The organism is Acinetobacter sp. A3 (genome assembly GCF_012371415.1).
Lineage (GTDB): Bacteria > Pseudomonadota > Gammaproteobacteria > Pseudomonadales > Moraxellaceae > Acinetobacter.
Window position 1 is genome coordinate 84,959 of record NZ_JAAZQW010000005.1, and the last position, 13,678, is coordinate 98,636.

At 40.8% G+C, this 13,678-nt stretch carries 12 protein-coding genes; 1 reads left to right on the forward strand and 11 read right to left on the reverse strand.

Annotation, left to right across the window (positions count from 1 at the left end):
- Positions 1–70: 70 nt before the first annotated feature.
- The 11 genes from HHA42_RS03420 to HHA42_RS03470 all read right to left on the reverse strand — a co-directional run bounded on the left by HHA42_RS03420 (position 71) and on the right by HHA42_RS03470 (position 11,376).
- Positions 71–766 (reverse strand): methionine ABC transporter permease, encoded by a 696-nt coding sequence (locus HHA42_RS03420; RefSeq protein ID WP_168417491.1) that lies wholly within the window; start codon positions 764–766, stop codon positions 71–73.
- Positions 763–1,788: a methionine ABC transporter ATP-binding protein gene (locus HHA42_RS03425; protein WP_168525434.1), complete on the reverse strand. Its 1,026-nt coding sequence runs from the start codon at positions 1,786–1,788 to the stop codon at positions 763–765. Before HHA42_RS03425 ends, HHA42_RS03420 begins: the two co-directional genes overlap by 4 nt.
- Before the next feature lie 74 nt (positions 1,789–1,862).
- On the reverse strand, positions 1,863–2,735 hold the full coding sequence (locus HHA42_RS03430) for a MetQ/NlpA family ABC transporter substrate-binding protein (protein ID WP_168525435.1): 873 nt from the start codon (positions 2,733–2,735) through the stop codon (positions 1,863–1,865).
- Between the two features lie 514 nt (positions 2,736–3,249).
- Positions 3,250–4,533, reverse strand: coding sequence for a phosphoribosylamine--glycine ligase (gene purD / locus HHA42_RS03435; protein ID WP_168461388.1), 1,284 nt, complete (start codon positions 4,531–4,533; stop codon positions 3,250–3,252).
- Between the two features lie 117 nt (positions 4,534–4,650).
- The gene (gene purH, locus HHA42_RS03440; protein WP_168461389.1) at positions 4,651–6,225 is read right to left on the reverse strand and encodes a bifunctional phosphoribosylaminoimidazolecarboxamide formyltransferase/IMP cyclohydrolase; all 1,575 of its coding nucleotides are present in this window, start codon (positions 6,223–6,225) and stop codon (positions 4,651–4,653) included.
- Positions 6,226–6,318: 93 nt separating this feature from the next.
- Entirely contained in the window at positions 6,319–6,588 is a 270-nt protein-coding gene (gene fis / locus HHA42_RS03445) for a DNA-binding transcriptional regulator Fis (protein ID WP_001086304.1), read from the reverse strand.
- 388 nt (positions 6,589–6,976) lie between these two features.
- Positions 6,977–7,828, reverse strand: coding sequence for a DUF3426 domain-containing protein (locus HHA42_RS03450; RefSeq protein WP_168525436.1), 852 nt, complete (start codon positions 7,826–7,828; stop codon positions 6,977–6,979).
- Between the two features lie 16 nt (positions 7,829–7,844).
- A complete protein-coding gene (prmA, locus tag HHA42_RS03455; RefSeq protein WP_168417485.1) occupies positions 7,845–8,747 on the reverse strand; it encodes a 50S ribosomal protein L11 methyltransferase in 903 nt (300 codons plus the stop codon).
- A 224-nt stretch (positions 8,748–8,971) separates the two neighbouring features.
- Positions 8,972–9,853 (reverse strand): bile acid:sodium symporter family protein, encoded by an 882-nt coding sequence (locus HHA42_RS03460; RefSeq protein ID WP_168417484.1) that lies wholly within the window; start codon positions 9,851–9,853, stop codon positions 8,972–8,974.
- Positions 9,854–9,925: 72 nt separating this feature from the next.
- Complete coding sequence (locus HHA42_RS03465) at positions 9,926–10,837, reverse strand: bile acid:sodium symporter family protein (RefSeq protein ID WP_168417483.1); 912 nt, start codon at positions 10,835–10,837, stop codon at positions 9,926–9,928.
- A 182-nt stretch (positions 10,838–11,019) separates the two neighbouring features.
- Complete coding sequence (locus HHA42_RS03470) at positions 11,020–11,376, reverse strand: hypothetical protein (RefSeq protein WP_154320682.1); 357 nt, start codon at positions 11,374–11,376, stop codon at positions 11,020–11,022.
- Between the two features lie 244 nt (positions 11,377–11,620).
- Here HHA42_RS03470 and mnmG point away from each other — a divergent pair, with 244 nt between their 5' ends.
- A complete protein-coding gene (mnmG, locus tag HHA42_RS03475; RefSeq protein WP_168417481.1) occupies positions 11,621–13,501 on the forward strand; it encodes a tRNA uridine-5-carboxymethylaminomethyl(34) synthesis enzyme MnmG in 1,881 nt (626 codons plus the stop codon).
- The last annotated feature ends 177 nt before the right edge of the window (positions 13,502–13,678 follow it).

Sequence of the window (13,678 nt, forward strand, 5' to 3'; positions counted from 1 at the left end):
GCACTAACTTTTGCCGTTTCATTGAGTGGGGTGAACAGGCTAAGTTATACGCAATTGAGTGATGATTGTTTTATCTCAGCTTAGATAACCAGTCACCTAAACTTTGCACCAACTGCACTAAAATTAATAACACCACCACCGTTAGCATGACAACACTACTGTCAAAACGCTGATAACCGTAGGAGATGGCAAGGTCACCAATACCGCCTGCACCGACAGCACCCGCCATGGCAGTTGCGCCAATCAAGCTAATGGTGGCTGTGGTCAAGTTTAAAATGAGTGAGCTGCGTGCTTCGGGTAAAATAAATTTGAAGATGATTTGTAATGGTGTTGCACCCATCGCCTGTGCAGATTCGACAATTCCTTCATTGACTTCAAGTAATGAAGTTTCCACCAAACGACCAATATAGGGGCCGACATAAATCGTCAGCGGTACAATCGCTGCCCAAGTTCCAATAGAGGTACCAACCAAGAGCTTGGTTAAGGGAATGACCGCAATCAACAAAATAATAAATGGCAGAGAGCGTAGTGCGTTTACAATGGGGTTGAGCCCGTGATAAATCACACGGTTTGGCAAAATACCTGTTGGACGAGTGACCAAAAGGGTAATGCCCTGAATAAAGCCCCAAATACAACCAAACAACATGGCAAAGAACACCATGTGAAAAGTTTCTTGCAAAGCTGTGACAAACTGGTCAATGGATAAGGAGCTTTTCCAAAATGGAGCGGTCAGCGAAGTCAGCCACTGTACAATTAAATCTCTCATGCTTGTACTCCTGACTGCTCAACCTGTACACCGCTACTTTCCAAGAAGGCAATGGCATTCTGAATTTCTGCAGCATCGCCCAATAATTGAATAAACATTTGCCCAATTACTGCGCCATCTATTTCAGTCATGTTGGCAAATAGGATATTCAGGCTAATATCAAACTGTTTAATGACGGCCTGAATCACGGTTTCCTGAGCAGATTTTCCTAAAAACTTCAGGCAATAAATACTGTGCTGATTTTGGTTTTCAAGGTTATGCAGAATATTAACTGGCAATTGTTGCTGTAAAACCGTTTGAATAAAACTTTTGGTGGTTGGATGTTGCGGCTGACTAAAAATTTCCAGTGTTGAACCTGTTTCAATCACTTTGCCTTGTTCCATCACCGCCACATAATCACAAACAGATTCAATCACATCCATTTCATGGGTCACCATTACAATGGTAATGCCTTGTTCCTGATTAATTTTTTTAAGTAGTTCCAACACCGATTTAGTGGTTTGCGGATCAAGTGCAGAAGTGGCTTCATCGCAAAGCAATATTTTAGGATGATTGGCTAGGGCACGGGCAATGCCAACACGTTGTTTTTGCCCGCCTGAAAGCTCATCGGGAAAAGCGTCTTTTTTATGTTTTAAATCAATAAACTCAAGCAATTCATTTAAACGTTTTTCACGTTCGGCTTTGCTCCAGCCGAGAAGTTTCATCGGCATTTCAATATTGGCGGCCACAGTTTTAGTCTGCAATAAATTGAAGTGCTGAAAAATCATCCCAATATGGGCACGTTCTTGACGTAATTCACGTGCATTCAGCGCAGTAAAATCTTTTTGATGAATGATGACTTGCCCTGCGTTCGGACGTTCCAACAAATTAATCAAGCGGATTAAAGTGCTTTTACCTGCACCACTATAACCAATAATGCCAAAAATACTGCCTGCCGGAATCTGTAAATTAATCTGATCCAATGCACGTAAAGTTTGACCTTTGAGCTGATAGTGCTTTGAAATATTTTTAAATTCAATCATATCGTCAAAAACTGTCCATAAATGAAAAAACAGGCAAAGTTCGCTTTGCCTGTTTTGTTTAGCGCATTATATTACTATTTTGCTGTTTCAGTGAAATAGCTGACCGGCTTGTTCACATCCACTTTGGTGCCGCCAAAGTTTTGATCAATATATTGTTGCACTGCTGCGGTATGGTAAAGCGCACCAACTTTTTGTAGCACAGGGTCATTTTGACGCTCTGCAGCAGTCGCTATAATGTTGACATTCATTTTTGTGCTTTGGTCAATTGGCTCATAATAAATAGAGTCTTTTAATACGTTTAAGCCACCTTCCATTGCAAGGGTATTGCCCAAAACAATTGCATCAACTTCGTCTTTTACACGTACAGCAGTTGCCATTTGAATAGGTTTGATTTTAATTTGCTTGGTGTTTTCAATAATGTCCGCAGGTGTACCTTGCACATAGTCAAAACCATCTTTCAGCTTAACCAAGCCTGCAGATTGAAGTAAAAGCAAAGCACGTGACTCATTGGCACCGTCATTTGGAATGGCAATGGTTGCACCGTTTTGGAATGCTTCCACTTTTTTGACTTTGCTTGAGTAAATGCCCATTGGCTCTAAATAAGTAGTGGCAACAGGTGCAATCTGATCTTTGTTGTTGGCATTAAACGCAACCATATAGGCATAAGATTGGAATGCGTTTAGATCAATTTCTTTATTGGCAACCGCTGTGTTCATAGACACGTAGTCTGTGAAGTTTTTCACTTCAAGTTGAATACCTGCAGCTTTAGTTTCAGGCAAGTCTGCAATAAAACGCCAGATATCTGCGTCTGAACCAGTAGAAGCCATAGTAACGGTTTGCAATGCTGATGCATCTTTTTGTGCTGCGTCAGTTGCAGGCGCTTCTTGTTTGTCACAGCCCGCCAAGCCGACTGAAAGACCAAGTACAAGACCAAGGAACTTTTTCATGAATATATCCTGAGCAAGCTTGAGCGAATGCCTAAAACTTGCCATTGTGGAGGTGGTTAAATTGCATCTAATCAGTTGTATGCAATTTATACCAAACCTCTAAATCTGTATGAAATGTCTGTGTATTGAAAATCGATTCGTCCAATCTGCCGCATTCATCAAATACGAGGCGATAAGGAAGCTTTGCGGCTTTTCAAAAATTTGCAACATGATAACAATAAAAAATAATTCTATATAGGGGAGAGTCTGTAATGCATATCACTGTTTTTACAAAAGAAAGCAATTTAGTCAAAATAAGTTCTTATTAATAAATATATTCTGTAAAGATGGTGGATTTGAACAAGTGTTTAAATAATTTAGATTCTTTAGCATTTATTCTGCAATATAAAGATTAAAAATTGCAGTGGGATGTAGGTTAGAGCAGTCCATTCAGATTCAGGTCAAAATGTTGACCATAAAAAAGCCCGTTCTGTGACGAGCTTTTTTATGGACTTAAATTTTTAAACTAAAAATATTAAGCATTTTCACGCGCAATGGCACGATAACCAATATCTTTACGATATTGCACGCCATCAAAGGTCACTTTTTCACACAGTTCAAGCGCTTTGGCTTGAGCTTCACCAATGCTGTTACCCAATGCTGTCACACACAGTACACGACCACCATTGGTCACAATCTCGCCATTGGCATTGCTTGCTGTACCTGCATGGAACACTTTCGCATCGGCCATTTGTGTATCTAAACCAGAAATGACATCACCTTTGCCTGAAGTTTCTGGGTAGCCTGCAGTTGCTAACACAATACCAACAGTTTTGCGTTCATCCCAGTTTGCTTCTGCAGGCAAGTTACCTGCGATACCTGCCTCGACTAAATCTACTAAAGATGATTTTAAGCGCATCATAATAGGTTGTGTTTCTGGGTCACCAAAACGGCAGTTGAATTCAATCACACGTGGCTGACCCGTTGCATCAATCATCAAGCCTGCATACAAGAAACCTGTATAGTCATGGCCATCTGCTTTCATGCCGTCTACAGTTGGACGCATGATTTCTTGCATGACTTTTTCAAATACGTCTGCAGTCACTACAGGCGCAGGAGAGTAGGCACCCATACCGCCAGTATTTGGCCCTTGGTCACCTTCAAAAATACGTTTATGGTCTTGCGATGTTGCCATTGGCAAGATGTTGTTGCCATCAATCATACAAATGAAAGACGCTTCTTCCCCATCCAAGAACTGTTCAATCACAACACGTGAACCTGCATCACCAAACTTGTTGCCTGCCAACATATCGTCAATGGCATCAAAAGCTTCTTGATTAGTCATCGCAACGATCACGCCTTTACCTGCAGCAAGACCATCCGCCTTGATGACAATTGGCGCACCATTTTGTTCTACATAAGCTTTGGCAGCATCTACTTCAGTGAATACGTCATAGAATGCAGTTGGAATGTTATGACGTTTTAGGAAGTGTTTAGCAAAGGCTTTTGAACCTTCAAGCTGTGCCGCAAACTGGGTTGGACCCCAAATTTTTAAGCCTGCTTCACGGCAAGCGTCTACTACACCATTCACCAATGGCGCTTCAGGGCCAACAATAATTAAATCGACTGCATTATTTTTGGCAAATTCGATAATGGCAGGGTTATTTTGAATGTCTAACGCCACATTTTCGCATTTGTTTTCAGTTGCAGTTCCTGCGTTGCCTGGTGCAACAAAGACTTTAGCAACTTTTTCATCTTGTGCGATTTTCCATGCCAATGCATGTTCACGACCGCCACTACCTAAAACTAAAATGTTCATTTATTAAAATCCTTAAAAATTAATCCCCCTTGTATAAGGGGAACTCCCATCGTTCTACAATAATATAGAAAACCCTCCTTTATAAATAAAGGAGGGCTAGGGAGGATCGTCTAAAAATTAGTGACGGAAATGACGCATACCTGTGAATACCATTGCGATACCAGCTTCATCTGCTGCTGCAATAGTTTCTTCGTCACGCATTGAACCACCTGGTTGAATGATGCATTTGATACCCGCTTTAGCAGCGTTATCAATACCATCACGGAATGGGAAGAACGCATCAGATGCCATAACAGCACCTTCAACCACTAAACCTGCATGTTCAGCTTTGATCGCAGCAATACGTGCAGAGTTTACACGGCTCATTTGACCTGCACCTACACCAATCGTTTGACGGTTTTTCGCATAAACAATTGCATTTGATTTCACGTATTTTGCAACTTTCCAAGCAAAGATCATGTCATCAATTTCTTGTTCAGTTGGCGCACGTTTGGTCACGACTTTTAAGTCATCTTTAGTGATCATGCCCAAGTCTTGGTCTTGAACCAATAAACCGCCGTTAACACGTTTGTAATCCATTTGCGGTGCACGAGCATCAATTGCAGGAAGCTCACCACAAACAAGTACACGTACGTTTTTCTTCGCGCCAGTCACTTCAAGTACGCCATCTGCAATACTTGGCGCAATGATCACTTCAACGAATTGACGGTCTACAATCGCTTGTGCAGTTGCAACATCTAACTCACGGTTAAATGCAATGATGCCACCAAATGCAGATTCTGGATCCGTTGCATAAGCAAGATCATAAGCAGCTTGAATACCCTCTAAAGACACAGCAACACCACATGGGTTTGCGTGTTTTACGATTACACAAGCAGGTTTTGCAAATGATTTCACACATTCAAGTGCAGCGTCAGTATCTGCAATGTTGTTATACGATAATTCTTTGCCTTGTAACTGTTTCGCAGTTGAAACAGAAGCTTCAGTTGCAGCAGGGTCTACATAGAATGCAGCAGACTGATGAGGGTTTTCGCCGTAACGCAAATCTTGCGCTTTGTTTAATTGCGTGTTGAACGTACGTGCAAACTGATCTGCAGTACCTTCTTCTTTACCTACACGTGCGCCTAAGTAAGATGCGATCATGCCATCATATTGTGCAGTGTGTTCAAACGCTTTAACAGCTAAATCAAAACGAGTTTCGTAAGATAAAGCACCGCTGTTTTTCATTTCTGTAATGACAGTCGCATAGTCAGATGCATTAACCACAATACCCACAGAAGCATGGTTTTTCGCTGCAGCACGAACCATGGTTGGACCACCAATGTCAATGTTCTCAATTGCATCAGCAAGTGAACAGTTTGGTTTAGCAACCGTTGCTGCAAATGGGTAAAGGTTAACAACAACAAGGTCGATGGCATCAATATTGTGTTCTGCCATAACCGCTTCGTCTAGACCACGACGAGCCAAAATACCACCATGAATTTTTGGGTGTAACGTTTTTACACGACCATCCATCATTTCTGGGAAACCAGTATGCTCTGACACCTCTACAACAGCGATGTTGTTGTCTTTAAGCAACTTATAAGTACCGCCAGTAGATAAAATTTCTACCCCAAGTGCAGCAAGGTCTTGTGCAAATTCAACAATACCTGTTTTGTCAGAAACAGAGATTAAAGCGCGTTTAATAGTCATGATCTTCGTCACAGTTTTCAATTACAGATTAAAACAAAGTAGCAAAATGCAGGTAAAAAAAAATGCCTGCGGAGGCCGCAAGCATTTTATCACTTATTCACTCATTAAACCGTGAGCTTTTAACTTTTTACGTAAAGTACCACGGTTTAGTCCAAGAATTTCAGCAGCACGTGTTTGGTTACCGCGAGTGTATTCAAGAACAACAGATAAAAGAGGTTTCTCCATTTCTGCTAACACCATGTCATACACCTGAGAAGGTTGTTCACCTTGCAATTGTGCAAAATAATGGCGAACTGCGCGATCTACGTGAATACGTAAAGCAACATCAGATTGTGCAGTAAAAATAGGAGATTTGCTATTCATGCGAATTAATCCGAAAATCAGATATCACTTGGATAAAGTGATATATCAATGTGGTCTATAAATAAATGAACTCCGTTTTAGATCCTAAAACGGTAAGCTCTAAAACTGGAACATTTAGCTTGCCACAACTCGAGCGCTTGGTCGAAATTTAAGCGTAACAATACATTAATAATTGTTACAGACCAAAATCAAAACAAAAAAATCTACACAGTACGCAATATAAAAAATAAAGCGCATTAGGCAGAACTATATTTGTTGTGAATTTTGCGAGGAGTTTGCAGCACAAAGCTTTCGTGGCGCGTATGATACCATTGTATGAGAAAAAGTGAGCAAGAAAACTGCAATTTTTTTAATTTTTTTCGCAATTTTTTCTACTTTTTTTTGTCGATTAAGGCTTGATAATTTCTAAACTATAGGTATCGAAGCTGTTTCGTGCCACTGGAACCAAAATGTCAAACTTAAAAGGACTATTTTTAGGAATACGTTGAATACTCGAAAGACTTTCGACCAAATACTCCTGTGGAGAATAAATATAAGTCGATAAAGTTCTCTGGTTTTCTTTTAGGGTGACTTTAATATTAGGCAATGCCAAGCTTTTATCGTGATAATTAATCAGCTCGCCTGTAAATTGCGTATTCAGTCGGTCAATACGTTTTACACGAACACGGTTGATAGAAATTAAACTGTAGCGTTCTTCTAGGCTTTGACATTTAAATACCTGACATACCTGTGTGAATACAGAATTCAGCGCAGGACTACTGTTCAGGAATTTCGGGTTAAACCATAAAATCTGGAAGACTAGCAAACCAATTAGCAATGTGTTGATAATGCCCCACAGCAAATAGTAGCCATTACTGTGCTTTTTTTCCTGTTCAATGTCTTGAATAGACAAATTCATGGCAGGAATAGTGCCAATTGGCTCTGTGCTGAAATAGTTTAGATTATTTAAATAGGTTTTCAGATCAATATTGGAGTGTTCCACCTTACGCTGGAAAATGTCCAAAATGTTCTGTTCTTGCGGAATTTGTTCAGTTACAGGAATTAAACTACGGTTTTGTATGCGTTGTAGATTAGAGCGTGAACTAACTTCTTGTTTATGCGCCTGCACCAAATGTGAAAGCGCATTAAAGTTGTTAGAACATTTTGGACAGCAAACCATGCCTTGCGCAACGGTCAGTTGCGCAACAGAAACTTTATAGACAGTTTGGCATTCAGGGCACTTGGTTTGCTTGTCGCTCATAATTCAAAAAATGTAGTTAGTTAGGGTGGCGTTTCCCAGAAATTCTGCACCAGTTTTCTTCGCGTTTTTCGACCTGTACTATATCAAAAAATTCAGAATAAACACTAGAAACTTCAGCAACTTGCTCTTCAATTACACCTGCAAGTGCGAACTCTCCCTCAGATTTAATTAAAGTTGCAAACTCTGGCGCAAGCATCATTAACGGCCCAGCTAAAATATTGGCAACCAATACGTCAGCTTTTTCCTGAGCAATAGTCTGATTAAACTCTTCAGGCAAGCCCACGTACAAGTTTTCAAGTACGCCATTCAGTTCAGCATTTTGTTTGGTTGCCAAAACTGCTTGTGGGTCAATATCGGTTGCATAGACTTTTTTCGCACCAAGCAATAAAGCAGCGACCCCTAAAATGCCTGAGCCGCAACCATAATCAATCACGACTTTATCTTTTACGTCTGTTTTGCCTAACCACTGTAGGCATAGGAAGGTACTGGCATGGTTGCCTGTACCAAAGGCTAAACCTGGATCCAGTTTAATATTTACTGCATCTGCTTCAGGTGGCTCAAGCCATTCAGGCACAATCCAGAATTTATCAGCAATTTGGATAGGTTCATAATAATCCATCCAAGAGCGTTCCCAGACTTGGTCTTCCAAAAACTCACTGCGTAAAGGAGCATCTGGCATTTGAGTGCGAATAAATGTTTCCAGAGCGGTAACATCAATTTCTTCACCTTCATCTTGTGCATAGATGCCTGTCACAATCACTTTATTCCAAAGCGGTGTTTCACCTGGAAGTGGTTCAAGCAAGTCCTGATTTTCTGCATCATCTAATGTGACACTTACCGCACCCAAAGAACTGAGTAGCGTTTCAGTAAAATCAACTTGTGCTTGATCAACAGTAATATGTATTTGTAACCACTTCACGGATATAACCTAAAATTCTATGCGAAAGCACTATTGTAACTGAACTCAGGCAATTGCCGCTATTTTTTATTCAGCTAGCCTGCTGTTGTTTGGGAAACGAGCGGGAATAGTTCGCTGAGTTAGTTTCTTTTTTTTGACCATGAATATGCAAAAATCATAGCCAAAAAATAAAACCCCAAACACAATACGGGTTTGGGGTTGTAATAAATAGTCTCTAGTCTGGGTTAAGATGCCGATGTTTCTGCTGCGGGTGTCGGGACAAACTTATTGAGCAAAGTGCCCAAAATGGCCGCAAAGATATACATAAAGATCGAATAGACCGCAGCAGGCATTGCAATCGTGGAGCTTGCCATCACGGTAAGTGCAATCGTCATGGCAAGGGTACTGTTGTGAATGCCAATTTCAAATGCACAGGCGCGAGCTTGCTGACTATTTACCCCAAAGAAACGTGGTACAAAATAACCAATCAATAAGCTGCAGGCACAGAATAGGGCAGTTGCAAGTCCGACATCGGCTAGATATAGCATAATATTATGGCGCTCTTTGGCAATTGCTCCAATGATAATCACAATCAGAAAAACCACGGCAAAAATACGCACAGGCTTATTGAGTCGATCTGCAATCTGTGGACTGAAATGTCTGACTAGCATACCAATCGTGACTGGCACAATAATAATGAGAAAGACTTGTAATACTTTGGCAAACTGTAAACCGACTTGCTGTCCATCTTGCATAAAGTGCTGAATTGCAAAATTGACGATGAGTGGCAAGGTAAATGCGGCAATAACGGAATTGACTGCGGTGAGTGTGATATTTAAGGCAATATCACCTTTATATAAATAACTAAATAGGTTTGCCGTTGGGCCACCTGGCGATGCAGCAAGTAGCATTAAACCTACAGCGAGCAGCGGTGGTAAATTGAGCAGTTTACAAATGACAAAGGCAATGGCTGTTAAGAGTGCCAATTGACAAAATAAAGCCACCAATACTGCTTTAGGGTGTTTGCTGACCCGTTTAAAATCATTCGGAGTGAGTTCTAAACCCAGTCCAGCCATGACAACAGCTAGAGCGAGTGGTAAAAATATTGTGATTAATCCTGAATCCATAAACACTCCTTGTTAAACTAAGACATCTCTAGTTTTTGTTTGATTTAAAATATTAGTGCGATATTGCTCTTGCTAGACTGCATTTTTCTTGTGGCTAAAGTTTTGTCCTTGCTCTAAAGCTAGGCTGTGTTTGGCAGACTGTCTTGCCATCATATTGCCTAACATAAAGCTGAACATATACATAAAAATTGTGTAAATCGCAGAAGGAATGGCAATTTCTGTGCTTTGTAAAACCGATAGGGCAATGGTGAGTGAAACGGCGGTGTTATGAATACCTATTTCAAAACAGCAAGAGCGAGCCTGCTGGTCTGGAACACCCGACAGATAAGGAACCAGATACCCAATTAATAAGCTTAAAAAACAAAATAATGCGGTGGCAATACCAATTGCGCTGAAATAGTCAAAGACGTTGGCGCGTTCACGAAACAACGCATAAAAAAATAGGGCAAAAATAAAATAAATGGACATTAAACGCATAGGTTTGCCCAAGTGTGTCGCAATTTGTGGCATGGCATTACGCACGGCCATGCCTACACAAACAGGTACAATAATCAATAAAAACACTTGCGCCATTTTTTCAATTGGTAGGCCAATTTGTTGTTGGTCAGTCATGAAATATAGAAAAGACAGATTTACAATAAAAGGCAGTGTAAATGTGGCCATCACCGAGTTCATGGCTGTTAGGGTAATATTTAAGGCGACATCACCTTTATAAACGTAGCTAAATAGATTCGCTGTTGGACCGCCAGGGGATGCGGCCAATAACATGAGACCAATGGCCAATAATGGCGGGAGCTCTAGAAATAAACAAATTAAAAAAGCCAGAACAGGCAAAATCACCAATTGCGAAAATAAAGTTAAAAAGATGACTTTAGGAAATTGATTGACACGAATAAAGTCCTTAGGCGTGAGTTGTAAGCCTAAACCCATCATCATGACTGCTAGGGTGAGCGGTAGAAAAAAGGTAAAAAAGCTGGAGTCCATTGCACATCCTTTTATCTTTTATCGTGACATTATTCTTGTGATCCTTTTTGCAGTTTAATTGTTTTTTAGTGTTGTGCAATAAACAAAGCAGTCACTTATTTTTAAGTGACTGCTTTTGGGGGTAAAAGCTACTGATCTTGTTATTAGATAGCAAATTTTAGACTACGTTGTTTTATGCTGAATTACATCGCTTGTGGGCGTGGCGGAGTAAAGCCGAGCGCACATTTTCCTTTCAGTTCTGTACCATTGAGCGTAATGCTAGTGGTCTGTGCATCTGCCATACAGGCACGGTATAACTCAGGTTCGTTGCCTTGTAATTGTACTGCTTTAGATGAACTAAAGAATTGTGGTTCGCACGTACCATTCCAAATAATGCCACGATGCGCAAAACTTACAGCGGTACCTTGAGTTTTTCCTTTACAGACTTGCTGAAATTTTTGCGCATTGTAGATGGTTTCTACCTTGTCATTTGCCTGCACTGCAAATGGACTAATAAATAAACCACAAAGCATAGATGACAGTAAAATTTTCTTATTCATGATGTTTCCCTTTGTTTCTAATACCTGTGCTTAATAGGATAAAAAATAGGCAAATTAAAACAACGGTGATCTGGTTAATTGATGGGTTTAAATGTTTTTATATACAGTAAAAATGCAAATTTAGATTACAAAGTATTAATTCTATAGTGCATCACCGCCAATAAAATCGACTGAATCTGTCAACTTATGCCTGAAGTTTTGCTATAATATTCCGTCTTTATTTTTATATCTCTCATTGACCATTATGCACTATCCTAAAGTTTACGATGTCATTGTTATTGGCGGCGGTCATGCAGGCACTGAAGCGGCGCTTGCAGCAGCACGTATGGGTCGTCAAACCTTACTCTTAACTCATAACATTGAGACTTTAGGGCAGATGAGCTGTAACCCTGCCATTGGTGGTATTGGTAAATCTCATCTTGTGCGTGAGATTGATGCTTTGGGCGGCGCAATGGCTTTGGCTGCCGATAAAAGCGGTATTCAGTTCCGTATTTTAAACTCGCGTAAAGGTGCTGCGGTTCGTGCAACACGTGCGCAAGCAGACCGTGTGCGTTTTAAAGCAGCCATTCGTAGCACTTTGGAGAACCAAGCCAATTTAGATATTTTTCAGCAAGCTGCAGATGACCTGATTGTTGAAGGCGATACCGTAAAAGGTGTTGTGACCCAAATGGGCATTCGCTTTGATGCAAAAACGGTGGTATTGACTACAGGTACCTTCTTAGGTGGCGTTATTCATATTGGTTTGGAAAAATCAAGCGGCGGTCGTGCAGGCGATCCGCCATCAATTGCTTTGGCAGCACGTTTACGCGAATTAAATTTGCCAGTGGGACGCTTAAAAACAGGTACGCCACCTCGTATTGACGCACGTTCAGTCGATTTTTCTGTGATGATTCCACAGCCAGGTGATTTTCCATCACCAACCATGTCATTCATGGGCGATGTGTCGATGCATCCAGAGCAAGTGAATTGCTATATTACCCATACCAATGAGCGCACTCACGAAATCATTCGTGGTGGCTTAGATCGTTCACCAATGTACACAGGCGTGATTGAAGGCGTTGGCCCACGTTATTGCCCATCTATTGAAGATAAAATCCATCGTTTTTCAGACAAAGACTCGCATCAGGTGTTTTTGGAGCCAGAAGGCTTAGACACACATGAGTTGTATCCAAATGGTATTTCAACCTCTTTGCCGTTTGATGTGCAGTTTGAATTGGTACGTTCAATTCGTGGTATGGAAAATGCGCACATTTTGCGTCCAGGCTATGCGATTGAATATGACTACTTCAACCCGCAAGCATTGAAATTTACTTTAGAAACCAAAGCCATTAATAACCTGTATTTTGCGGGACAAATTAACGGTACAACCGGTTATGAAGAAGCAGGTGCGCAAGGTGTATTGGCAGGTTTGAATGCGGCACGTCGTGCTTGGGATCAGGAACAATGGACGCCAAAACGTGACGAAGCCTATATCGGGGTATTGGTAGATGACCTGATCACATTAGGCACTAAAGAACCGTACCGCATGTTTACGTCACGTGCGGAATATCGTTTGATGTTGCGTGAGGACAATGCAGATCAGCGTTTAACCCCAATTGGTCGTGAACTTGGTTTGGTGGATGATACCCGTTGGGCGGCTTATTGTGAAAAAATGGAAGCTGTAGAGCGTGAAACAGGACGTTTACAGCATTTGTGGGCTGCACCGAACAACCCAATGGGTAAAAAATTTGTAGAAATGACTGGTGCAGATTTATCTAAAGAATGTTCTGCAATTGATCTGCTTAAACGTCCTAATATCAGTTTTGCGCAAATTGCAGAATTGACTGGTTCAGAAGTGTCTGCACAAGTTGGTGATCAAATTGAAATTGCAGTGAAATATGCAGGTTATATTGACCGTCAGCATGAAGATGTGGCTCAGTTAAAACGTCTGGAAGAAACCAAAATTCCAGCCGATTTTGATTATGATGCTGTGTCAGGCTTGTCACGTGAAATTACCTTAAAGTTGAAGCATGTCTTGCCTGAAACATTAGCGCAAGCCAGTCGTATTCCAGGTGTGACACCTGCAGCAGTACAATTGGTGATGATCACCATTCGTAAAAATGCACAGGGACGTAAATCTGCTTAAGATTTGATATGCCTGTTAAGAAAGCTCGCAGATTGCGGGCTTTTTTTATGCGCTAAAATTTTAAAAAGATGCTAAGTAAAGTAGAAATTAAGTTTAAGAAAACCTGAGTTCGATGAAATCCACTTAACCTTTTAGCATATTTTGGAAAGTTGGCTTATTGGGGTTCAAACAATAAGC